The sequence below is a fragment of the uncultured Roseivirga sp. genome (assembly GCF_963973945.1).
Lineage (GTDB): Bacteria > Bacteroidota > Bacteroidia > Cytophagales > Cyclobacteriaceae > Roseivirga.
In genome coordinates this window covers 247,952-270,160 of the sequence record NZ_CAXBBV010000003.1, presented here as the reverse complement: position 1 = coordinate 270,160, position 22,209 = coordinate 247,952, and the positions used below count along the sequence as shown (strand labels likewise).

The 22,209-nt window shown below is 38.0% G+C and carries 22 protein-coding genes; 13 read left to right on the top strand and 9 right to left on the bottom strand.

The window, feature by feature from the left end:
• Positions 1 to 6: 6 nt before the first annotated feature.
• Positions 7 to 1,224: a DUF5103 domain-containing protein gene (locus AAC026_RS07540; RefSeq protein ID WP_339696582.1), complete on the top strand. Its 1,218-nt coding sequence runs from the start codon at positions 7 to 9 to the stop codon at positions 1,222 to 1,224.
• On the opposite strand, the gene cas6 is transcribed toward AAC026_RS07540, so the two are convergent.
• From cas6 to AAC026_RS07520, 4 genes are all read right to left on the bottom strand, one after another.
• A complete protein-coding gene (cas6, locus tag AAC026_RS07535; protein ID WP_339696579.1) occupies positions 1,221 to 2,039 on the bottom strand; it encodes a CRISPR-associated endoribonuclease Cas6 in 819 nt (272 codons plus the stop codon). The two genes, AAC026_RS07540 and cas6, sit on opposite strands and share 4 nt — an antisense overlap.
• Before the next feature lie 137 nt (positions 2,040 to 2,176).
• A complete protein-coding gene (gene ychF, locus AAC026_RS07530) occupies positions 2,177 to 3,274 on the bottom strand; it encodes a redox-regulated ATPase YchF (protein WP_339696576.1) in 1,098 nt (365 codons plus the stop codon).
• Positions 3,275 to 3,283: 9 nt separating this feature from the next.
• Positions 3,284 to 4,369 carry an AI-2E family transporter gene (locus tag AAC026_RS07525; RefSeq protein WP_339608123.1) on the bottom strand — a complete coding sequence of 362 codons (1,086 nt, stop codon included), beginning with the start codon at positions 4,367 to 4,369 and terminating at the stop codon, positions 3,284 to 3,286.
• A 60-nt stretch (positions 4,370 to 4,429) separates the two neighbouring features.
• Complete coding sequence (locus tag AAC026_RS07520; protein WP_339696573.1) at positions 4,430 to 4,774, bottom strand: DUF3276 family protein; 345 nt, start codon at positions 4,772 to 4,774, stop codon at positions 4,430 to 4,432.
• 191 nt (positions 4,775 to 4,965) lie between these two features.
• Here AAC026_RS07520 and AAC026_RS07515 point away from each other — a divergent pair, with 191 nt between their 5' ends.
• Genes AAC026_RS07515 through AAC026_RS07500 form a run of 4 tightly spaced genes read left to right on the top strand, consistent with a single transcriptional unit; the run spans position 4,966 to position 7,750 of the window.
• Positions 4,966 to 5,871 (top strand): DUF58 domain-containing protein, encoded by a 906-nt coding sequence (locus tag AAC026_RS07515; protein WP_339696571.1) that lies wholly within the window; start codon positions 4,966 to 4,968, stop codon positions 5,869 to 5,871.
• Between the two features lie 30 nt (positions 5,872 to 5,901).
• Positions 5,902 to 6,501 (top strand): Crp/Fnr family transcriptional regulator, encoded by a 600-nt coding sequence (locus AAC026_RS07510; protein ID WP_339696569.1) that lies wholly within the window; start codon positions 5,902 to 5,904, stop codon positions 6,499 to 6,501.
• 53 nt (positions 6,502 to 6,554) lie between these two features.
• Complete coding sequence (locus tag AAC026_RS07505; protein WP_339696567.1) at positions 6,555 to 7,004, top strand: DMT family transporter; 450 nt, start codon at positions 6,555 to 6,557, stop codon at positions 7,002 to 7,004.
• Complete coding sequence (locus tag AAC026_RS07500; RefSeq protein ID WP_339696565.1) at positions 7,001 to 7,750, top strand: GNAT family N-acetyltransferase; 750 nt, start codon at positions 7,001 to 7,003, stop codon at positions 7,748 to 7,750. Before AAC026_RS07505 ends, AAC026_RS07500 begins: the two co-directional genes overlap by 4 nt.
• 84 nt (positions 7,751 to 7,834) lie before the next feature.
• Here AAC026_RS07500 and AAC026_RS07495 read toward each other — a convergent pair whose 3' ends face one another.
• Entirely contained in the window at positions 7,835 to 8,179 is a 345-nt protein-coding gene (locus AAC026_RS07495) for a 4Fe-4S dicluster domain-containing protein (protein WP_339608129.1), read from the bottom strand.
• 153 nt (positions 8,180 to 8,332) lie between these two features.
• On the opposite strand from AAC026_RS07495, the gene AAC026_RS07490 reads away from it, so the two are divergent.
• The 4 genes from AAC026_RS07490 (at position 8,333) to AAC026_RS07475 (ending at position 13,292) form a co-directional block, all read left to right on the top strand.
• A complete protein-coding gene (locus tag AAC026_RS07490) occupies positions 8,333 to 9,343 on the top strand; it encodes an acyl-CoA reductase (RefSeq protein WP_339696562.1) in 1,011 nt (336 codons plus the stop codon).
• A gap of 105 nt (positions 9,344 to 9,448) precedes the next feature.
• Positions 9,449 to 10,924, top strand: a complete 1,476-nt coding sequence (locus AAC026_RS07485) for a hypothetical protein (RefSeq protein WP_339696559.1) — start codon at positions 9,449 to 9,451, stop codon at positions 10,922 to 10,924.
• 148 nt (positions 10,925 to 11,072) lie between these two features.
• The gene (locus AAC026_RS07480; protein WP_339696556.1) at positions 11,073 to 12,791 is read left to right on the top strand and encodes an amidohydrolase; all 1,719 of its coding nucleotides are present in this window, start codon (positions 11,073 to 11,075) and stop codon (positions 12,789 to 12,791) included.
• A gap of 18 nt (positions 12,792 to 12,809) precedes the next feature.
• A complete protein-coding gene (locus AAC026_RS07475) occupies positions 12,810 to 13,292 on the top strand; it encodes a GyrI-like domain-containing protein (RefSeq protein ID WP_339696553.1) in 483 nt (160 codons plus the stop codon).
• Positions 13,293 to 13,313: 21 nt separating this feature from the next.
• Here the strand turns inward: AAC026_RS07475 and AAC026_RS07470 are convergent, their stop codons facing one another.
• Genes AAC026_RS07470 through AAC026_RS07460 form a run of 3 tightly spaced genes read right to left on the bottom strand, consistent with a single transcriptional unit; the run spans position 13,314 to position 16,816 of the window.
• A complete protein-coding gene (locus AAC026_RS07470) occupies positions 13,314 to 13,952 on the bottom strand; it encodes a response regulator transcription factor (RefSeq protein ID WP_339608133.1) in 639 nt (212 codons plus the stop codon).
• Positions 13,949 to 16,333, bottom strand: a complete 2,385-nt coding sequence (locus AAC026_RS07465; RefSeq protein ID WP_339696551.1) for a tetratricopeptide repeat protein — start codon at positions 16,331 to 16,333, stop codon at positions 13,949 to 13,951. The genes AAC026_RS07470 and AAC026_RS07465 overlap by 4 nt, the downstream gene beginning before the upstream one ends.
• Before the next feature lie 18 nt (positions 16,334 to 16,351).
• A complete protein-coding gene (locus AAC026_RS07460; RefSeq protein WP_339696548.1) occupies positions 16,352 to 16,816 on the bottom strand; it encodes a hypothetical protein in 465 nt (154 codons plus the stop codon).
• Between the two features lie 203 nt (positions 16,817 to 17,019).
• On the opposite strand from AAC026_RS07460, the gene AAC026_RS07455 reads away from it, so the two are divergent.
• Complete coding sequence (locus tag AAC026_RS07455) at positions 17,020 to 17,664, top strand: hypothetical protein (protein ID WP_339696545.1); 645 nt, start codon at positions 17,020 to 17,022, stop codon at positions 17,662 to 17,664.
• A 246-nt stretch (positions 17,665 to 17,910) separates the two neighbouring features.
• Positions 17,911 to 18,753 (top strand): endonuclease/exonuclease/phosphatase family protein, encoded by an 843-nt coding sequence (locus AAC026_RS07450; protein WP_339696542.1) that lies wholly within the window; start codon positions 17,911 to 17,913, stop codon positions 18,751 to 18,753.
• 2 nt (positions 18,754 to 18,755) lie between these two features.
• On the opposite strand, the gene AAC026_RS07445 is transcribed toward AAC026_RS07450, so the two are convergent.
• On the bottom strand, positions 18,756 to 19,388 hold the full coding sequence (locus tag AAC026_RS07445) for a 2OG-Fe(II) oxygenase (protein WP_339696539.1): 633 nt from the start codon (positions 19,386 to 19,388) through the stop codon (positions 18,756 to 18,758).
• A gap of 146 nt (positions 19,389 to 19,534) precedes the next feature.
• Here AAC026_RS07445 and AAC026_RS07440 point away from each other — a divergent pair, with 146 nt between their 5' ends.
• Positions 19,535 to 21,148 (top strand): ATP-binding cassette domain-containing protein, encoded by a 1,614-nt coding sequence (locus tag AAC026_RS07440; RefSeq protein WP_339607759.1) that lies wholly within the window; start codon positions 19,535 to 19,537, stop codon positions 21,146 to 21,148.
• Positions 21,149 to 21,264: 116 nt separating this feature from the next.
• Positions 21,265 to 22,179, top strand: coding sequence for a glutaminase (locus tag AAC026_RS07435; RefSeq protein WP_339696536.1), 915 nt, complete (start codon positions 21,265 to 21,267; stop codon positions 22,177 to 22,179).
• Positions 22,180 to 22,209: the final 30 nt, after the last annotated feature.

The window sequence follows — 22,209 nt, the reverse complement described above, 5'->3', positions numbered from 1 at the left end:
CCCTTAATGGCTTTTCAAAAAAAGAAGGAGTTGAAATTTGAAGACACAGTTTATGAGAACGAGATCAAAACTGTGCAGATGTATCCAGAAGGAGGTTCGATCCAAAATAGTCTTTCTCCTGCCATTGCTGAACTAGGGCAGACCACAAAACTAATATTGGAGTTTGATGATTTAAGAAACGATGCCGACTATTACTTTGTGCAATTTATTCATTGCAATGCAGACTGGACTCCTTCTGATTTAAGGCCAAATATGTATTTGAACAGCTTTAATGAGTTCGAAATTGAAGACTTTGAATTCAGTAGCGAATCAAAAACAAACTATGTGCATTACAAATATCGGTTGCCAACATTTCAATCTACTGGCAACTACATGTTGGTAGTGTACCGCGATAGAAATAAAGAAGACCTTGTTCTTAGCAAGCGTTTTAGGGTTTATCAAAACGAAGTGGGTGTTGGTGGCAATATATCACGCTCCAGCGCTGTCGGAGATAGGTTAACCCATCAGCGCGTTGAAGTCACAATGAGTTATGGAAATCTTAATAGCATAGACCCAAGGCAAGATTTTAAAGTGGTAGTAAGGCAAAATCAAAGGCCAGATATGCTACTACTGCTTAAGCCTACATTTATTGATGAGAACAGTAAAGTAATTCGATATCAAAACCTTGGTAGCGAAAATGATTTTTCAGGCGGGAATGAATTCAGATTCTTTGACTTAAGCACGGTGAATTTTAAAGGTAGGAATATAACCGATGCTGGCTTTAAGGACAACAAACCTTTTGCGCAGCTCGGAATGGATGTAATGAGGAATGACGGCTACTTCCAAAACCTAGACCTCAATGGTCAATATTATATTCGTGATTTAGAAGGTGGTGGTGCCTTTGCAATTACCTCTGAATACGTAACTACTACTTTCAGTTTAAAAACAGAAAAACGGCTTACCGACATTTATCTGCTTGGTGCCTTTAACAATTGGAAGAGGGATGCTCAATCTAAACTAAAATGGAACGCTCAAAGAGAGGCGTATGAAACTGACTACTTATTAAAGCAAGGCTGGTATGATTACTCTTATTGGAGTGCAGACCCCATGGCGCCAAATGAGTTTGAGCAGAGCTTTTTCGAAACTGAAAATCTGTATGAAATTTATGTTTATTTCAAGCCCATTGGGGGACGCGGAGATATTTTAGTTGGTTATTCCAGAATAGACTACAACCGCAGGCGTTAGTCTTGATTAGTAGAAACCTTCTTTGAAAAAGAGTATTCCACAGACCTTTCAATTGGATTTGCATTGGCTAAATCTACCATTCCAAAACCTTTATAGGTGTAATTCCCTATTCCACAATTAAAGATAAACTCTTGTACCTCCTTGGCAGCATAAAGCTTAAATGGTAAAGTATAGCCCCTTACTTCGTACTTCACGTCCATATCGAACAGAGAGTAAATTCTAGCAAACTTCTTATCTCTTTCTCTCAATTTATTCAAGTACTCTTGATCAGGAACTGCCTGAAACTTACTAAAGCCTTCAATTTTATCTATGTCATATTGACCAGATTCTTCCATTCTCTGAAGGGTCGAATCAAACAGAAAATCAGAAAACTCGTCATTTTCGGGTTCTATAAAGCGCTTACCTTCAGGCCCGTTAAAAGTAGAAGAAACTGGAACGATTGGCGAAATACAGATATATTTCATTTCCGAGTTAAAATCAGGTACCTTTTCAAGCTCAGTGTTTTGAGGAATAAGCTGTAAACTGCCTAGTTCAAACTGATCAAACTTGAAAATTTCGGTTAGCACATAATCGATAAACTCCTTTTTAGGAGATGACAATACTAGCGTTACCAAGTTTGAATAATAATGCAAACCGGTTCTACTTACCTTTGTCTGACCTTTCAGTCCTGAAAAGCTATAATAAGGATAATCAATAAATTCCTTCTCCCCACCATTAACAATTACGCCCTTGATAAACTGTGCTAATATGTATTGATGATGAAACGGAAGAACAGCCCCTCTATTCTTAAGTTTAAAAATGATTCTTACTCTCACAACAACTCAACTTTAATTAAAAAACGCCTATCAACTTATACGATTATAAATTAATTGGGTATAGCGTTAACTGAATGTTGTCACAGTTTGTTCAATGACAAGCATGAAATTTATTGAATTATTTAATACTGTATGGATTAGACATTAAATCTAAAGTGCATTACATCGCCATCTTTAACAATGTACTCTTTACCCTCAATGGCCATTTTGCCAGCTTCCTTCACAGCAACTTCTGTTTTATAATTTTCGAAGTCAGCAATTTTAATTACCTCAGCTTTAATAAATCCCTTTTCGAAATCGGTATGAATTACGCCTGCGGCTTGTGGAGCCGTCCATCCTTTTTTGATTGTCCAAGCGCGTACCTCTTTTTCACCAGCAGTAAAATAGGTGATTAAATCCAGTATGGAGTATGATGCTCTAATCAGTTGGCTCAAACCAGATTCAGAAAGGCCATATTCTTCAAGAAACATCAGTTTTTCATCTTCTTCTTCCAATTCAGCTATTTGAGCTTCAATAGCAGCAGACACAATTATTACTTCTGCATTTTCTTCTTTAACACCTTCTCTAAGAGCATCGACAAACTTGTTTCCAGAGTTAACAGACTCTTCTTCTACATTTGCCACATAGATTACTGGCTTAATTGTAAGTAAGCTCAAATCGCGAACCGCAGCCAAATCTTCTTTACTAGCCTCTACAGCTCTGGCGTTTTTACCAGATTCTAGCGCTGCCTTAAACTTATCTAAAATGGCAAGCTCTCTTTTAGCAGTAGCATCTCCTGATTTAGCCACTTTAGAATATCTAAGAATTTTCTTCTCAATTGATTCAAGGTCCTTCAATTGCAGTTCTGTATCGATTACCTCTTTGTCGAACATAGGGTCAACAGAACCTGCTACATGCACTACATTATCGTCTTCGAAACAACGCACTACATGTAGAATAGCATCAACTTCTCTAATATTGGCCAAGAATTTATTACCTAAACCTTCGCCTTTTGAAGCGCCTTTCACCAATCCTGCAATGTCAACAAACTCAATTACAGTTGGTAAAACACGCTGTGGATTCACCAAGTTTTCCAACACCTTCAATCTAGGGTCTGGTACGGTAACCACCCCTACATTGGGTTCTATAGTACAAAAAGGAAAATTTGCTGCCTCTGCTTTGGCACTGGATAATGCATTAAAAAGGGTGGACTTGCCCACATTCGGCAATCCTACTATCCCACACTGAAGTCCCATGGTAATATGCTATGATCTGAAAATACTGTACTGTTTATATCCCCTTCTAAGCTCTACTATCGACACCCTGATAATGGTATATGCAGGAATCGCAGCGATCATTCCGGGGATGCCCGCTATGGAAGCGCCCGCAAAGATAATAACAAATATTTCTAACGGATGTACTTTAACAGATTTGGAGAAAATCAATGGTTGAAGCAAGATATTATCGGTAAGCTGAATCACAGAGAATACGGAAACAACCTTTACTATTAAAAAGATGTAATCGTTGGATGTAACCAAATCACCTGATGTAGAAAGTCCAACGATAATTCCGAATGCTGATCCTAACAATGGCCCAGCGTACGGGATAAGGTTTGCCAAGGCAGCAAAAAGAGCTATGGTTAAAGAGTACTTAATCCCCATAATTGTAAGACCAACAGAGGCCATTGTAAAAATAACCAACACCTGAAAAGATAGGCCCAAAAGGTAATTTGAGAGTAACCTTTCTATTTTATCGAGTGCCGCAATTGATACCTCAAAGTACTTATTGGGAATCATAACAATAATGCTATTTCTTAAAAGCCCTTTTTCATAAAGCAAAAGGAAGGTGATAAAACTCAATGCCAATAGGCCTACAAAAAAACTACTCAAAAAGGACAGGATAATATTGAGTATGCTCTGTACCTGAATTTTACTTATCGCTTCTGTAATTGTATTGCGCAGGCCTTCAACCAAAAAGCCTGGAGGCTCATTTGACAGTCTTTTTTCAAGCAGAAACTCTTCAAGCGACCTTATTGGTTCAAGGATGCTTTCAGTCACTTTATCAATATCTAGCGTAGATAGCAAAGAAATTTGATCGTCTATCAGTGGAATAAATAAAATAACGAACATAGTAAGCACCACTATCATGGCACCAAAAGCCATGAGAATTGCTAACCACCTAGGTACTTTCAGCTTAAAAAAACGAGCTCCACTAATTTTCTCTACCAAAGGCCGTAAAATCGAAGCCAGCACTAGCGACAATACGAGGTAAGTGAAAATGCTTGTGAAATAATATATGAATAGAAGCAGAGCGGCTATAATCAGAGCTATATATATGGCTGTTCTTTTCATATCAAAAAAAAGAGTTCCTGAGGGATCAAGAACTCTTAAGTTTTTTCATTTACATTTTTTTCAGTCCCATTTCAAGTCAGATCCTTCCGATGACGATTCAGCAAACATTTCGTCTTCTTCCTCATCAAACTGATCAAAATCAAAATCAGGCATTAGTTCTGTTTTCACATGATTCACTGCCGAACCAAACGCCTCCATGAATTTATTAAAGTCTTCTTTATAAAGAAAAATCTTGTGCTTTTCATAAGTAAAGCCATCGTCTTTAAACTTCCTTTTACTTTCCGTAATGGTAAGGTAGTAGTCGTTTGAACGTGTTGCCTTTACATCAAAAAAATAGGTTCTCTTACCAGCTCTTACCCTCTTTGAAAAAATTTCATTCTTGTCACTATCCTTGTTCTCTTCCACTATTCAACATTTAGTTTGGTAAATTACCAAGTAGATATAACTATAAAAACTCATCCAATATAAGCCAATAATAATTACTATTGCAATAGCCGAATGTATAATTCCGTAAACTTAATATATAGAAAACAGTACCTTATTTGGCACAAAGCCTTGCATAAAGGCTTATTTTAGACCCAAATTCAATTTTGCTTATGAAGTTTTCTCTGGATGACGTAAAACAATTTTCAAACATTGAACTCCTTGCCAAACAGATGGTTGAGGGCTTTATTACGGGGCTTCATAAATCACCTTATCATGGTTTTTCTGTAGAGTTTGCAGAGCATAGGCTTTACAATACTGGCGAAAGTACACGCCATGTAGATTGGAAGATTTTTGCGAAGACCGACCGCTTATATACAAAACGGTATGAAGAGGAGACCAATTTGCGTTGTCAAATTGTAATAGACCAATCTTCTTCAATGTATTACCCTGAGCACAACTTTGGCAAAATGCGATTTAGTGTTTTGGCTGGTGCTGCCCTCACCTACCTTCTTCACAAACAACGAGATGCGGTGGGGCTTCATACCTTCAGCGATAAGCTAGAATTAGAAACTCCTGTAAAGTCATCGGCCTCTCATATTCATAAGCTTTTTATTCAGTTCAATCATCTGCTAGAAAAACAAAAGACGGAAAAGCGAACCAATGTAGCTTCTATCCTACATCAGTTGGCAGAAAAAGTACACAGACGATCATTGATAGTTCTTTTTAGCGATATGTTCGACAATGAAAACAACGAAACGGAAATATTAGCAGCACTCCAACATTTGAAACATAAAAAACATGAGGTGCTCCTATTTCATGTTACCGACCATAAAACTGAATTCGACTTCGATTTTGAGGATCGCCCTTATGAGTTTATAGATTCAGAAACCAAAGAAAGAATAAAGCTGAATCCAGCGGCCATTAAAAAGGACTTCAAAATACAAATGGACAGCTACTATAAGGAGCTATATTTGAAATGCGCGAAACTCAAAATAGACCTAATTGAGGCCGATATTAACTTAGGTTTTGATCAAATTTTAAACTCGTATTTGATCAAAAGAAGAAAGATGGCTTAAACAAAGGCGTTGTGAAAGGCAGTGTTACAAATGGAAATAGATGAAGAAAAACACATTATAGAGCTAAAGTCGGCATTTGACTCGTATTCCAAAATAACGAAGGAGTCTTGGCAACAGATTCAGTCCATTATTCACTTTCAATCGGTTGAAAAGGGAGCTACTCTATTAAGAGAAGGCCAAACAGCCAAATACATCCATTATATCTGTAAGGGAGTTTTCCGAACCTTTTTCACCGATAACCAAGGTAACATTTATAACAAAAATATATTTCTAGAAGGCGATTTTCCTGCTTCTAAGGTCTCTCTTCTAAAAAACACTCCTTCTTACTTTTCGATCGAAGCCTTAGAAGATTCCGTTGTAATCAACATTAACTTCAGTGAATACAGAAGGTTGATTGAGGAAAATTCAGATCTGAAAAACTTCTATATCGCTTACATTGAAAAAAACTGGATTATAGAGAAAGAGCAAAATGAAATTTCTATGGTAATGGAAAACGCCACCGCTAGATATTTAAAACTATTGAATAAGCGCCCCAATATAGAAAAGCGAGTACCTCAACATCATATTGCTTCTCACCTAGGAATCACTCCAACTCAACTCAGCCGAATAAGAAGAGATTTAAAAAAGTAGCGGAATCAACATATGTAAATGCGGAAGTCATTCTACCGACCGAGCTTTACATTATGAATCAATTTACATTATCAGCGTTGGCATTTTTAGGTGGCGTTTTCTTGGCCATTCAAGGAGGCTTAAATTCTCACCTAGGAGTACTTCTTAAAAACCCATTATTGGCTTCTGTTGTAGCTTTTTTCAGCAGCTTTATTTTCGCTCTATCAATAGCGATTTTCAGTATAGAAAAACTCCCTACGCTAAGTCAGGTAAAAATGATCCCCGCCTATTTATGGTTTACAGGAGGCTTCTTCAGCGTTTTAGGCATAAGCCTTTATTATTACACCATCCCAAAACTCGGAGTTTCAACCATGATTTCTTTGGGCTTATGTGGTCAGTTAATTTTTGCGGTAATAGCTGGCCACTTTGGCTGGCTAAACCTACCCACAGAACCAATAACAGTTAAGCGTATTTCGGGTCTGATAGCCATGATATTAGGAATTCTTTTAATCAACGGAAAATGAAAAACACACAGACAATAGCAAAACTAAACATTGAAAACTTGACTTCATTATGGGCAACAGCGAGTGAATTCAATCATTCATTTATTGCAAACCCACAATTTAGCTATTCAGTAATTGAGGCTTCGAATTGGCCAAATAGATTATGGTTTAACAATGACTTAGACTTGGAAATGGTTTTGAATGCCAAAGATCAGGTATTATCGAAGCACCCTAACCTTATTGTACCGTATTGGGGAATTTACGAAAACCATTCATACCAACTATTAGAGAAAAACGGGTTTACAAAATTGTTTGAGCAAGTGGGGATGTCATTAAAAATAGCAGACTCATTTGACGGCCTATGTAATATAAACTTAGAGCCCGTTGTCACTCTTGACCAAGCCAATAATTGGTGCAGTTTATTTGAAATGTCATTTGGCTACAGAATTCTACCTGATATACTTCTCACAACAAATGAAGCCATTGGCTACTTTACTGTTTACTATCAAAACAAAGCGGTTGGTACGGCCATCACATATCAAACAGGAAATGTCATGGGAGTTCATGCAATAGGAATTATTCCCGAAGCAAGAAGAAAGGGGCTTGCCCACCAACTTATGATCATGCTTCTTAACCTATCAATCAAACAAGGGTGTGAGTATGTTACTTTACAAGCATCAAACATGGGAAAAGGCTTGTACTTAAAGCTAGGGTTTGAAGAACAGTTTACTATAAAGAACTATTCTCTAAAGCAGTATAGAGAATGAAAAACTGTGTTTCAAAATTACCAAATGGATATAAAAAAAGCCTTCATCACTGAAGGCTTTTCAAGTATATATTGAAGGAATAACTTATACGTGTAGCCACTCCTTTTTTGCCAAAAGCTCTTCTTCTGTTTCTCTGTAATCAGGGTCGTCTACACAGCAATCAACAGGGCAAACTGCGGCACACTGTGGCTCTTCATGAAAACCTGTACACTCGGTACACTTTCCAGGAACAATGTAGTAAAACTCGTCTGAAACAGGTTCTTGCATATCGCTGGCATCCAAGACAGACCCATCTTCCATTTCCACTTCGCGAAGGTCAGTTCCACCAGCCCAATTCCATTCTTGACCGCCTTCATATATAGCTGTATTCGGGCATTCTGGTTCACAAGCCCCACAATTGATGCATTCGTCAGTTATAATAATTGCCATTTCTGATCTCCTTTGTAATGAATAATCACTTCCTTATAACAAAACCTATCTGACGAAGTTTCATCGCCAAAGGTTTTTATTTGCCGCAAAACTAATCACTATTTTGACTTTGAAGTAAACATAAGGTGTATTTTTGCCCAAGATTTATAGAATATGACACTTAAGGAAAGAATACAGGCTTTTGCTCAATTAGGAGAACGGATTAAATCACTGACTGACGATGAAATTGACAATTTAAGCTTCAGAGCAAGAAATGAAAATTCTTGGTTTACTTCTGAAAGTGTTAAATCAACACTAAACACTTGGGGAGAATGTTTGACAGAAAAATCTCTTTCCTCTTGGACAAAAGACTATGCTTTAACGCCCAAAGCCTCTAAAAAAGTAGGGTTGGTTATGGCAGGAAATATTCCAATGGTTGGCTTTCATGATTTGCTGTCCGTACTTATTTCTGGACACACCGCTATGGTTAAGCTATCTTCTCAAGACAAAGTATTAATGCAGTTTGTCATTTCTGAAATTCGTATTATTTCCGAAATACTCGGTAGCCATATTGTTCACGCTGAAAGAATGAATGAAGCAGATGCAATTATTGCGACTGGCTCAGATAACAGCGCCCGCTACTTTAAGCATTATTTTGCCCAGCACCCTCACATCATTAGGCAAAACAGAACAGCCATAGCCGTAATTAAAGGAAATGAAACAGATGAAGAACTGACTGATTTTGGTAAAGACTATTTTCAATATTTTGGCTTAGGTTGTAGAAACGTTTCTAAAATCTATGCGCCAAAGGGTTATGACTTTGTAAAATTGATCGATGCTCTTATGGGGTATGAAACAGTGCTCGACCATCATAAATACCGCAACAATTACGATTACAATAAGTCCATCTATTTGGTAAATGGCGAACCACACCTCGATTCTGGTTTCTTTTTAATGAGAGAAAGTCAAGAGCTTGTCTCCCCTATTTCGGTGCTCTTTTATGAATACTATAATAGTGAAGCGGAACTAGACCTTACACTTGCCAAACACCATGATAAAATTCAATGTATTGTTTCTGCTAACGGCTGGTACGAAGGCAGTATTCCATTAGGAAAAGCCCAACAGCCTGAACTTTGGGACTATGCCGATGGCGTTGACACGCTAGAGTTCTTGAGTGGTCTTTAAACTGAAACTTTGTTAACACATTAAATTCAAAACAATCGAAGAACAAATTGAATATCAGCAGTATCAGACTTTGCTTTTACAAGCATTTTAGATTTAATTAAAACAATGAAAATAGCACATGCCTTTATACTATGTATTTCCATAATATTCTTCTCTTGCCAAAAAACTACAGAAACCAAAAAGGCCGAACCTGTTAGCGATTCGGTACCCACACAAAGCAACAATAACACACCAAGTGATAGTCTGTTATCAGACGATTACGGCCTAAATCAGCCTACTCAATCAAGGAGTATTGATAGCACAGTACTATCAGACGATCTGATAAGAAATGAGGAGTTCTTTAACGAAACACGCGAGTTACGATCTCTCTTCAATACCATTGAAGGCAGTGCCTACATCAGGTCAGAAATACATGAAAGCCATCCATATCTAAACATGATGAGACAACTCGAGCCGAGTAGTCACAAAAAACTTCAAGCATTAATTGGTGTTACTTTTGAAGATTTGATTGACCTCGCTTTACTCTACAATAAACATGATGGTAGAACGACAGGTGAAACTGAGATTGTTCGCAAAAAAATTAGTGCAGCGCTAGCCCCTACATCAGGTGACTTAAAACTCTATCAATCGCTAATTGCAGGCCCAAAATTCGAAGCCGATTCTCTGTCAGAAAATTTAGAGGTTGAGTTAACTAAACTCATAGCATATCATCAAACGGTCAATAACCTCTATAACTACTCAGAACTAAGAAAAAACCTAGGCCCCCTTATGTGGGATTTATGTCCTCAATATTATACCTTGAGAAAAAAAATCAGTGAGCAAAACAGAGGACGAAATGATTCTATCATAAACAGTCTATATTCTGATCAACCAGGTGTTTCTGTGAATCAATCTTTCTTAAATGCATTATTAGTGTTCAAAGAAAAGAAAAGCAAAAGTTCACTTACCATTGAAAATCCTATTGCTCCAATATTTAATTACCGAGAAGATACTGTTGGAATCTATGGAACAGAATACATTAGTTCTGGTGATGCTAGGTTATTAGAACAAGCAACATATTCGGAAGACTCTAAAAATATAATTGTACCTAATGGTGAATTGTATCTTTATGACTCCATTTACGATCAGGCTTTTCAAACTAACGCTAAGACAAATGTATTCAGTACAACAAAGGTCATTTCCGCTCAAATAGAGGCATTTGGGGTTTCAGAAAGCGAATGTGATAATGGATATTCATTCTATCTTACCAATATTAAGAAAAGTCAGCTAGCAAATCAATCGATCATGTTTGCAAGTCCATTTGACCTAGATCTCGAATATGAAAACTACCCATCAATTGACTCATTGATCAATGCTCAATACCCTGAAATCTGTGTGGACTGCCCATCAAGCTATGATCAACAAGTCACTTTTGCTAAACTAAATGGATTCGACAATCTCTACTTCACCTATGCAAATGACCCAGAGAAAGCCTTGGATGATTTATACACACCACTTAGAGGATTCCACTATGTGAAAAATGATATTGTAATTAGCCTTTGGATCGATTCTATTGATGCCTTCGGTTGTGCCTGTCTTTAATATTTAGTCTATTCTCAAAAACGCCCTACAAGAAAACATACAGCTATACCGATGGCATTGATACGCTAGAGTTCTTAAGTGGTATATAAAGCCGTTGTAGGTTTCAGACAAAAGGATTAGATTCATCAGCAAAATCAACCCTTAAATAATGAAACCTACTTCTAAACTTCTCTGCCTTGCGCTCTTTATTGCGCTCACAGTTCTGTCCTGCAGTTCAAAAAACACACCCGATGTCATTTACACCAATGGCCATATTTACACCTCAGACATTAGCAATTCTAAAGTAGAAGCAGTTGCAGTCAAAGATGGGATGATCTTAGCTACCGGAAATCTGGCCGAAATTGAAGCCATGAAAGGTAAAGAAACAAAAGTGATTGATCTTGGAGGCAAAACCATGACACCAGGGTTTATTGAATCACATGGTCACTTGATGGGGATAGGTTATAACAAGCTCGAACTAGACTTGATGTATGTAAAAACCTATGATGAACTGGTTGAAAAAGTTGCCGAAGCCGTTCAGAAAGCCAAACCAGGTGACTGGATTACTGGCAGAGGCTGGCATCAAGACAAATGGATTGAACGACCCGACAATATGATAAAGGGCTTTCAAACGCATGATAAGTTAAGTGCTGTTTCACCCGACAACCCTGTTTATCTCCGTCATGCCAGTGGTCATGCTACTTTTGCCAACGAAAAAGCCATGCAATTGGCAGGCGTAAACCGATTGAGTATTGAACAACTTTCTAGTAAAGTAGAAGGTGGTGAGATTATTAAAGACGATTTGGGTAATCCGACAGGTGTTTTTACTGAACGTGCCTCAGGATTAGTTGGTCGTTTAGTACCTGGATCTACTGAAGAAAAAGACGATCAAGCTTTAGAAATGGCCATTCAAGAATGTTTAGAAAAAGGAATTACTAGCTTTCATGATGCGGGTTCAGGGCAAGGATTCATTGATAGATTAGAAAAATTTAAGACCGAAGGAAAGCTGGGAATCAGAATGTATGTTATGCTTACAGGACGATCTCCAGAGTTACTGGAGCGTTGGTATGAAAGAGGTCCCATGATCGACCCAGACCATTATGTTACGGTTCGTTCTATTAAGTTAAACTGCGATGGTGCACTTGGACCACGAGGTGCATGGCTGTTAGAAGACTATGCGGACAGAGCTGGACACACTGGCCACGAAACTTTACCTATGGAAGTGGTAACAGAAGTTTCAGAGCAAGGCCTTCAACATGGTTTTCAGGTTTGCTCTCATGCCATTGGCGACCGCGCAAATCGAGAAATACTAGATCGCTATCAAGCTGCTTTTGAAAAATACCCTGACATGGCAAAAGACCATCGATTTAGAATTGAACATGCTCAACATTTGAGTGGCGAAGATATTCCACGTTTTGGAGAGTTAGGTGTAATTCCAGCTATGCAAGCCATTCACATGAGTTCAGATAGACCTTGGGCCATTGACAGATTGGGTAAAGCTAGAATTGAAGAAGGTGCTTATGTGTGGCAAGATTTACTTAAATCGGGTGCTATAATTCCAAATGGAACGGATGCACCCGTGGAGCCTGTTGATCCAATTCCTTCTTTTTATGCCTCAGTTTCTAGAAAAACATTAACTGGTTTACCAGAAGGTGGGTTTGAACCAAAACAAAAAATGACACGTGAGCAAGCATTAAAATCATTCACCATTTTTGGTGCTTACAGCGAATTTGAAGAAGATTTTAAAGGTAGTATTGAGGTTGGCAAAGTTGCGGACTTTACCGTTTTTGATAAGGACATTATGACGATTCCTGAAGCTGAAATTCTAAACACAAAAGTAGCCATGACCATTGTGGGTGGAAAGGTACTTTATGATTCCAAGCAGTAATCTTAGTATTCAGATAAAATGAATATTGAACCTAGAATTGAGAGGTTACCCCAAAAAAGAATTATTGGTAAGCGATTAAAAATGTCGCTTGCCAATAATCGAACTGGTGAGCTTTGGAGCAGTTTTATGCCCAGGAGAAAGGAAGTCATAAACGCACTCAGCTCCAACCTAATTTCCATGCAAGTGTATTCCGAACCTCTAAACCTTGGTCAATATGAGCAAACCTTTGAAAAATGGGCTGGAGTTGAAGTTTCTGATTTCAGTACAATTCCAGAAGGAATGAAAAGCTTCGTGTTGAAAGAAGGGCTTTATGCCATTTTCGACTACAAAGGTTCAAGCGCTGATCACCGAATCTTCAGTTATATTTTCGGTACATGGTTACCTAAATCAGATTATAATTTAGATCACAGACCTCACTTTGAAGTTTTAGGGGAGAAATACAAAAATGCCGACCCCAATTCAGAAGAAGAGATTTGGATTCCCGTCAAACCAAAAGGCTAAACTTGCAGAGATTCAATTAGGCTAAATAATTCCTTTTTCCATTGAAAAGGTAACCAACTCGGCAGTATTCTTAACACCCAGTTTGTGCATAATATTTCTGCGGTGAGTTTTAACTGTATGCTCGCTAATAAAAAGGGCCTCGGCAATGGCCTTACTGTTCATTCCCTTCCCAATACAGCTAATAATTTCCTTTTCTCTATCTGAAAGTTGATCTACTAAATTCCCTTCACTTGGGTTTTTATTACCACGCAGATAGTCAAAAATTTGATTATTGATTTTTGGGTGAAAATAGTTTTCTCTTCTACTTACCTTTTCAATAGCCTCTGTAAGTTCTGCTTTTGAGGCATCTTTAAGAATATAGCCTTGCGCACCAGTTTCTAATGTTCTTCTGATGTACTTCATGTCTTGGTGCATAGTGAGCATCAAAACCGGCACATCTAAACCCTTACTTTTCATTAACTCCAACACCCCAACGCCATCAATCAATGGCATACTGATGTCCATCAGAATCATATCTACCTCGATTTCAGAAAGGATGGAAGGAACATTATTGCCGTTGGTTGTGATCTTCACAATTTCAATCCCATCATTGGGCTTAAACATAGAGCGAACTCCTTCACCAAATAATTGATGATCATCTACAAGCAAGGCGCGTATCATACTTTTAACAGGGTTTGTTCAATAGATATGGGTAAATCAATAATAACCGTAGTTCCTTTTTCAGACCTACTGTCCACTTCAAACTCCCCATGCAATTCAGTAATTCTTTCTTGTAGGCTCTTAAGCCCCATTCCTTGCGAATTCTTCATTAAGAAATCAGCATCGAAACCACGACCGTTATCTTCAACAATAATGTTTATAATATCTTCTAAGCAGGTCAATTGAATTGTCAGTTTTGTGGCCTTTGCGTGTTTCAACACATTACTCACAAGCTCTTGAATCACCCTGTAGGCAGTAATTTCAATTGTAGAATCGAGTTTCTCCGCACAGTTCGAGGCATGAAACGACACCTGAATTTTCCCTGACTGAGAAATAGAGTTTGTCAAGTCTTTTAATGCAGGCACTAAACCGAAAGCTTCAGAAATACCCACGTGCATAGTATGGGATAAGCTTCGAATATCTACGCAAGCTTGATCTACAAGCTTAGCTAAATGCTGCATTTGGAGTTCGCTTTCGGGAGTAACTTCCTTATTCGAAGCCACTGTAGTCAGGTTTACCTTTACTGTTGCCATTAAGCTCCCGAAGTGATCGTGTAATTCTTTCGCAATTCTTTTTCGTTCTTGTTCCTGCCCTTCTACCATTGCCTCTAGGGTTTTGGTTTGCTGCTGAATCATTAACTGATTTACCTCTTTATTATGAGATTCCTTTTCTTCATTGACCTTCAATTTAGTAAGCACAAGTCGCTGTCTAAAGTAGAAGTAGAAGATTAGCGCCAAAACAAATAATGCAATTGCTAAAATAATGAACACCAACTTGTTAGCCGCTTCTTTGGCCGCTAAAGCCGCATTTGCCTCGCTTTTAGCATTTACCACTTGGTTTTCAAGTTCTAATTGCGAAATCTGTTCGTCCTTCTTTTCAGATTCATAGATTTCTCTAATTTCAGCCAGTTGACGTGATTTTTCCACATTATCCAAGCTGTCTTTCACTGTCTCGTATTGCAATCTGTACTGATAAGCTCTCTTCGAATCACCTAATGCCTCATATACTTCTGAAAGACCTAAAAGAGACCCTCTTGTCAATGCTGGGAGTTTGAGTTCCTTCGCAATATCTAGTCCTTTTTTATAGTTGGACAAAGCCTCATTGTACTCCTTGGCTCTATAATTGGTTACTGCTAAGCTGTTATAAACACTCCCTAAATCATTAGTCCCATTAAGTTCCTTCTGCCTTAAAATAGTCTCTTGATAATATGCCTTGGCTTTTGGATACTGCTCCATTTGAGCATATGCTTTACCATAACCATGCTGAACGAGTGCCAAATCGCTCGATTTTCCTTTTTGAGCATATAAATCTTCACACATCTTAAAGTATTTCAGCGCTTCTTCAGGCTTCCTATCTTTAAGATAAAGTTCACCTAAGCCAAGAAATACATTTGCCTTATCAAGATCGTTATCCATTGATTCGTATATCCCCAAACTTTTAGAGTAATAATTTAGAGCTTCAGGAATATTTGACATATAACTATACATAGCTCCTATATTATAGTAGGTATTTCCCTCTTCTAACTTTAAGTCTAAAGCTCTATATTCATCCAATGCTTTTAAGTAAAAATTTAAAGCCAGTTGATAATAACCCAGTCTGAGATAAGCACTGCCAACATTATTGTAATTTCTTGCCAAGTCTTCTTGGTGATTTCCCTTTGAATATATTTTTACGGCCTCTTGAAATTTTTCTATAGCAGTTTGATACTTGCCTACATCAAAATAATAAGTACCTAAGTTTGAAATGGTTTTGGCCAAAGAAAGCGTATCGTTGAGTACGCTTTTGATATCTATACTCTTTTGATAATATACAAGGGCACTATCGTGAAGCTCTAATGCCCTAAAAGCAAGCCCCATATTCTGCAAAGTCTTAGCAATCCCTAAGGAATCGGACAATAGCTCTTTGTATTTCAAACTAAGTTTATACTCGTCAATGGCTGAATCAGTTCTACCTTCTCTTTTAATTAAAAGGCCAAGCAGATTATGAGCATCTCCGAGCACTTGGAAATGCTTTATTGGAGTAGCTATCTTGATGGCCTGTTCGCCAAATTTTTGAGATTGAGCATAATCTCTAAGGCTATAATAAGTTTTAGCCTTAATCCATGCATTTTCTGCTTGAACTTTCTGGATGTCCTCTTTAATGGCCAAATCCTCAGCCATTTTTAGAAGTAATAAGACTGAATCCAGGTTGTTTTTGCCTATTCGATCGGCATCTTCTTGTAGTTGTTTTATTCTAGACTGGTCTTGAGGTGTAAAACCGTAGAGTGAACTAGATATAAGTAAAACTATGAGACCAAGCCCTAAGCGAAAAATTAATAGACTGAAAAAATTACCTGATCCCATAGTTAAATTTAGCATAGATTATACTTCTCCTTCATCCTCAACGACTACTTTAGTAACTTCACCCTCCTCTGGATCGCCATGTACTGGAATAACGAAGATTTTCTTTCTTTTAAGTTTGGCAGAAAATTCAACTGTGAAATCAGCATGAATTACGAAACATTGCTTTTTAGTTGGATCTACCGTGTTTTGCTTGAAATTAACATAAAAAAACAATTCAGCTCCCATATAGTCACAGACCAAGGGAGACTTAGGGTCTAAAACAAAACCTTGAGGAGCAAAAATTACCACATGCAGTCGTTGTGCTTGGGTATTTTCAACTTTGGTCATCCTTAAAAATGGACAAAACGGTTCAGGGAATGCAAGAGGATCCTTTCCGACACCCTTCGTGTCTTCAAAAGCTAAGTTTTCGGCAACAATACATGTAGCCATCCCATACGACCCACCTGGGCCCAAAGGATATTGATCATTAATAACATTTGACATAATTATAATTGGTTTTAGTTGAAATCTCTTCAAAATTAAGGCCTCGATCTGCTCTGCCCATACCTCTAAAGTGGTATCGTGAAATTACTACTTACAGCCGATTAAACCCTTCCTTTTACTCCTCAATTTTGGGATGTCTTAAACTTAGATCAATAGCTCTTCCTTAAACAAGAAAGCTTGTTAATCTTTCAAATAAGCCAAATATGGGAACTACTGAATTTATCATTATCAACGACTGGACTGAAGAAGTCAAGGTCTATCTTACTTTAGATGAAGGAGATGGCTACATTTCCGACATCACTAAAATACCTTTCATTAAAAATATCACCAATCCGAATCAAGGGTATTTTACGCTCGCACCCAGTAAATTTATATCCTACAATTCTCCCCAAAATAAAGCATTTGCAGGAAACATTTCTTTCAATTCTCCTCCAATGAATTGTCCGACTAACGATTTCCCTATGGGAATCAACCTAGCTGAATTCACATTGAATACTTACCATGCCAACCCCAAGAACTGGGAAACGGTAGATATAAGTAATGTATCAGGAGCCAATTCTTACATGAAATTTCTATTAACGGATGGAGAGAAATGGAATGCGGGACCAAACTACCCGAATGTAACAAAATTTAAGAATGCTGCGCTGGGTAAAAACATTGGGAATATAGGGGTTTTCCCCTATGCCTGCGATATATGCACAGCAAGTGTTGCTCCTCCTGTGTGTAACAATAAACCTTTGGGCGCTCCTTCTCCCCCCGTTCCACAAACAGAGGCCATTTGTAACGTTCAAAGAGCGGCATCAAACGCGGGGGGTACTGTTTCACTTTTTTATTTAGGACCAATCTAAAGTTAAGATTTGGGTTAAAGATTTTCGCTAGCAGTTGGATTAAATGGTTATCCAATCATAGTGGTGTTTAGGAGAGGAAAGGTGCCGTACGGGCACCTTTTCCTTTTTATGGTCTTTTCATTCAAATCAAAAACGAATATCTCTTTTATCCATTCCGTCTAGTGCTCTAAGGCTCTGGCCTAAAATTTGGTTACCAGAACAGTCAGTTTGTTTTATAATCTCCAAATCAATTCCGAACTTTGACCAATGCGTAAATTATTCGTTCTCCTATTCACCATTTTACTTACTCCTACTTTAATCGGTCAAACCCCAATTAAAGTAATGACCTATAATATTCGCTATGACAACCCGAATGATGGGGAGAATCATTGGGAATTGCGTAAACGCTGGCTGGCTAATCAAATCAACTTTATAGAACCCGATGTATTGGGAATTCAAGAAGGCCTTTCTCATCAAGTAACTTTTTTAGAAGATGCGTTGCCTACCTATAATCATATTGGGGTAGGGCGAGATGATGGTAAAGAAGCTGGAGAATACACTGCGATTTTCTACAAAAACGAAACCTTAGAGCTTATCAATCAAAATACATTTTGGCTTTCGGAAACTCCCGAGAAGCCAAGTGTAGGCTGGGATGCAGCACTAGAAAGAATCTGCACCTATGCCTTGTTTCAGCATAAAGTTACTAATCAAAAATTTTGGGTATTTAATACCCATTTCGATCATGTGGGAGATACCGCAAGAGCAAACAGTGTAGATCTTATTACAACCGAAATAAGAAAACTGAACACGGAGAATCTACCTGTTTTTTTTATGGGAGACCTTAATCTTGAGCCAGATTCTGAACCTATTCAAAAACTCAGCTCTAGAATGAACGATGCTCGCCACTATAGCACTGACTTAGTTTTTGGCCCCAAAGGTACTTTCAACGGATTTAAACATAATGAGCCAGTAACCAGACGAATCGACTATATTTTCACCAATCCATATCAAGTTGAAGTGAGAAAATATGCAGTACTTAGTGATTCAAAGGATAAAAAGTATCCCTCCGACCACTTACCTGTGGTAGTAGAGGCCATTCTGAAGCGATAAGTTTAACCTAACAAATACCCAAGTGTAGATGGCTGATATAGTAACCAGCCAGTTAAACTGTATCTGTTTACTTGGGTTTTCATTACCTCATGAGGCACAGTGTCGCTTTTGAACATTACACATCGGCCTGCGAGAGGCTCTACTAGCAGTTCTTCACCGTTTTCTTTAAAAACCTTAAGTTCTCCCCCATCTCCAGGTTTCCAACCCATATTTAGGTAGATAATCACTGAAATCAATCGGTTGCTTCTGCCCTTAAACTGATCGATGTGCTTTTTATAAAAAGTACCAATAGGGTAATGTGCCAAGTGAAACTCGCAACCTGAAAGACTGAGGTAACAAAGCTGATTGAGTTGTTGAATTAGCTCATCTGAAAGCTGGAAAAAAGATTCCATTTCAAGGTCGTTCTTTCGTTCCAGCCAATAAATTTTATCTCCACGAATTGATTTCTCAAGCTGTTTTTGATTCAAAGCACCAATAGCCGCATCAGAAAAGCCATCTGTCTCAAGGCGATCGAGAAAATAGGTACGAATATTCTCAAACAATTGCTTATCGAGAAAATCATCAATTACAACAAAATCATTTTGTGAGAGCTGATCAACCCAGTTGATCCACTGCTCTTCAGAGAACTTAGTCATGTAAAAAATCCCGCGAAACTAATCAACTTTCTATAAACATAACTCACTTATTTCTAATAGTTAAGGTATACAAATCATAAAGTTGCTTGTTGACTTCCCTTTCCCATTTGATCCCCTTACCTTTGCGGCCTTAAAATACGGTAGCTATGATATCAACCCAAAATATTTCCCTCGCTTACGGCAAAAGAGTATTGTTCGATGAAGTAAACATCAAGTTTACAGGCAACAACTGTTATGGCGTAATTGGCGCCAATGGAGCTGGAAAATCTACTTTCTTGAAAATTCTTTCGGGGGAAGTAGACCCTAATTCAGGCCAAGTGATTTTAGAGCCTGGAAAAAGAATGGCAGTGTTAAGCCAGAACCACTTTGGCTTTGATGAAAACACAGTGTTAGATACCGTAATGATGGGACACACCATTCTGTGGAACCTGATGAAAGAAAAAGAGGCCATTTATATGAAGCCAGACTTTTCTGAAGCGGATGGAATTAAAGCTTCTGAGCTTGAAGGTCAGTTTGCCGAAATGGACGGATGGAATGCTGAATCAGATGCGGCTTCATTACTTAGCGGCCTAGGTATTACCGAAGACCTTCATTATATGTTAATGAAAGACCTTAACGGTAGCCAAAAAGTACGTGTGCTTTTAGCACAAGCCTTATTTGGCAACCCTGATATTCTCATTCTAGATGAGCCTACCAACGACTTGGACATTAACACCATTTCTTGGTTAGAAGATTTCTTGCTTGAATTTAAAAACACGGTTATTGTAGTATCTCACGATAGACACTTTTTAGATACTGTTTGTACCAACATTGTTGATATCGACTTTAGCCAAGTAAAACTGTATACTGGTAACTATTCCTTCTGGTATCAGTCTAGCCAATTGGCTTTAACACAACGATCTTCGGCCAACAAAAAAGCAGAAGAGAAGAAGAAAGAATTACAAGAATTTATTGCCAGATTTAGTGCCAATGCCTCTAAATCTAAGCAAGCAACAAGTAGAAGAAAGTTATTGGAGAAGATTAACCTTGATGACATTCAGCCTTCTACTAGACGATACCCAGCCATTATTTTCACGCAAAACAGAGAAGCGGGAGATCAAATTCTTGAGATCAAAGGGTTGAACAAAAAGAGTGAAGACAAAACACTTATTAACAACCTAGACCTGTTTGTGAATAAGGGAGATAAAATCGCCTTCCTTAGTAAAGATAGCATGGCTACTACTGCCCTTTTCGAAATATTGACGGGTGCCGTAAAAGCTGACTCTGGTGAATTCAAGTTTGGTCAAACCATTACTCATTCGTATTTGCCGAACGATAATGCGGAATACTTCGAGTCTAGCGACAACCTGATTGACTGGCTAAGGCAATATTCGGACGGAGAGAAAGATGAAGTTTACATTCGAGGTTTCTTGGGTAAAATGCTTTTCTCAGGCGAAGAGGTTTTCAAAAAGTGTAGCGTTCTTTCTGGGGGAGAAAAAGTACGTTGTATGCTTTCTCGAATGATGCTGAAGCAGGGCAATCTTTTAATTATTGACGAACCTACTAATCACTTAGATTTAGAATCGATTCAAGCCTTTAACAATGCTTTGAAAGATTTTCCTGGAACAGTGTTATTCACTTCACATGACCACGAATTTACCCATACCGTAGCCAATAGAATTGTGGAGTTAGGACCAAAAGGTTTCCTAGATAAACTAAGCACTTACGATGATTACATCGAAAATGACGCTTGGGTAGAACAGCGAAAAGCCATTTATTAAAACACGCGAAAGAGGATTGCAGCAAACAATCCTCTTTCTCTTTTGTTCTGTTCTCAATTTCTTTAGGTTTAACACATCATTTTTTTGACCTATAAAAACCATAATTGAATTATAGAATGGAGTACAAACAAGCTTTTACCAATACCTGCAATTTTCTTTCTGATGTAAATGACCCTGGTAAAGTAGCTTCTTATATTCCAGAGCTAAGCTGTGTAGACCCAACCAAATTTGGAGTTCATCTTACCACTATGAATGGCGAAAACTTCAGTTATGGAGACTCCAATGAAAAATTCTCTATTCAAAGTATAGCCAAAGTACTTTCATTAGTTTTGGCCTATGAATTGGAGGGCGAAAAACTCTGGAAAAGAGTTGGAGTTGAACCTTCTGGCACTCCCTTTAACTCACTAGTCCAATTAGAATATGATTTGGGAATTCCTAGAAACCCCTTGATCAATTCTGGTGCTTTGGTGGTTTGCGACATTTTAGTAGATCACCTTCAAGATTCAAAACAGACCTTTATTGAATACATCCGTAAAATTGCAGGGAATAACTCAATCGACTACAATAAAAAAGTAGCTGAGTCGGAAAAGGCATATGGATATAGAAATGCTGCACTAATCAATTTAATGAAGGCATATGGCAATATTCAAGGCAATTGTGATGTAGTTTTAGATTTCTACTTTCACTTATGCGCTATTGAAATGACCTGCGCTGAGCTTTCTAGAACCTTTATGTTTTTAGTCAATGATGGCGTTGACCCGTTTTCAAAAGAAAGAATAATCAGCACCGAAAAATCAAAGCGAATCAATACATTAATGCAGCTGTGTGGTTTTTATGACGAAGCTGGTGAGTTCTCTTTTAAAGTAGGAATTCCAGGAAAAAGTGGTGTGGGTGGTGGCATTATAGCCGTGCTTCCTGAACACTTTAGTGTTGCAGTCTGGAGTCCACGTCTTAATGATAAAGGCAACTCATATAAAGGGATGCGTTTTTTAGAAATGTTTAATCAGGCCACAGATTCTTCTGTCTTCTAAAGAAAAATAACATGATCCTTACGTACTTTT

Coding starts and splice junctions, on each gene's coding strand:
- AAC026_RS07515 (WP_339696571.1), top strand. CDS start 4,966: ATGAAGTTTTCTCTGGATGACGTAAAACAATTTTCAAACATTGAACTC.
- AAC026_RS07480 (WP_339696556.1), top strand. CDS start 11,073: ATGAAACCTACTTCTAAACTTCTCTGCCTTGCGCTCTTTATTGCGCTC.
- AAC026_RS07495 (WP_339608129.1), bottom strand. CDS start 8,179: ATGGCAATTATTATAACTGACGAATGCATCAATTGTGGGGCTTGTGAA.
- AAC026_RS07485 (WP_339696559.1), top strand. CDS start 9,449: ATGAAAATAGCACATGCCTTTATACTATGTATTTCCATAATATTCTTC.
- AAC026_RS07440 (WP_339607759.1), top strand. CDS start 19,535: ATGATATCAACCCAAAATATTTCCCTCGCTTACGGCAAAAGAGTATTG.
- AAC026_RS07510 (WP_339696569.1), top strand. CDS start 5,902: ATGGAAATAGATGAAGAAAAACACATTATAGAGCTAAAGTCGGCATTT.
- AAC026_RS07460 (WP_339696548.1), bottom strand. CDS start 16,816: ATGTCAAATGTTATTAATGATCAATATCCTTTGGGCCCAGGTGGGTCG.
- AAC026_RS07450 (WP_339696542.1), top strand. CDS start 17,911: ATGCGTAAATTATTCGTTCTCCTATTCACCATTTTACTTACTCCTACT.
- AAC026_RS07490 (WP_339696562.1), top strand. CDS start 8,333: ATGACACTTAAGGAAAGAATACAGGCTTTTGCTCAATTAGGAGAACGG.
- AAC026_RS07435 (WP_339696536.1), top strand. CDS start 21,265: ATGGAGTACAAACAAGCTTTTACCAATACCTGCAATTTTCTTTCTGAT.
- AAC026_RS07525 (WP_339608123.1), bottom strand. CDS start 4,369: ATGAAAAGAACAGCCATATATATAGCTCTGATTATAGCCGCTCTGCTT.
- AAC026_RS07505 (WP_339696567.1), top strand. CDS start 6,555: ATGAATCAATTTACATTATCAGCGTTGGCATTTTTAGGTGGCGTTTTC.
- AAC026_RS07500 (WP_339696565.1), top strand. CDS start 7,001: ATGAAAAACACACAGACAATAGCAAAACTAAACATTGAAAACTTGACT.
- AAC026_RS07540 (WP_339696582.1), top strand. CDS start 7: ATGGCTTTTCAAAAAAAGAAGGAGTTGAAATTTGAAGACACAGTTTAT.
- AAC026_RS07455 (WP_339696545.1), top strand. CDS start 17,020: ATGGGAACTACTGAATTTATCATTATCAACGACTGGACTGAAGAAGTC.
- AAC026_RS07470 (WP_339608133.1), bottom strand. CDS start 13,952: ATGATACGCGCCTTGCTTGTAGATGATCATCAATTATTTGGTGAAGGA.
- ychF (WP_339696576.1), bottom strand. CDS start 3,274: ATGGGACTTCAGTGTGGGATAGTAGGATTGCCGAATGTGGGCAAGTCC.
- AAC026_RS07445 (WP_339696539.1), bottom strand. CDS start 19,388: ATGACTAAGTTCTCTGAAGAGCAGTGGATCAACTGGGTTGATCAGCTC.
- AAC026_RS07465 (WP_339696551.1), bottom strand. CDS start 16,333: ATGGGATCAGGTAATTTTTTCAGTCTATTAATTTTTCGCTTAGGGCTT.
- AAC026_RS07475 (WP_339696553.1), top strand. CDS start 12,810: ATGAATATTGAACCTAGAATTGAGAGGTTACCCCAAAAAAGAATTATT.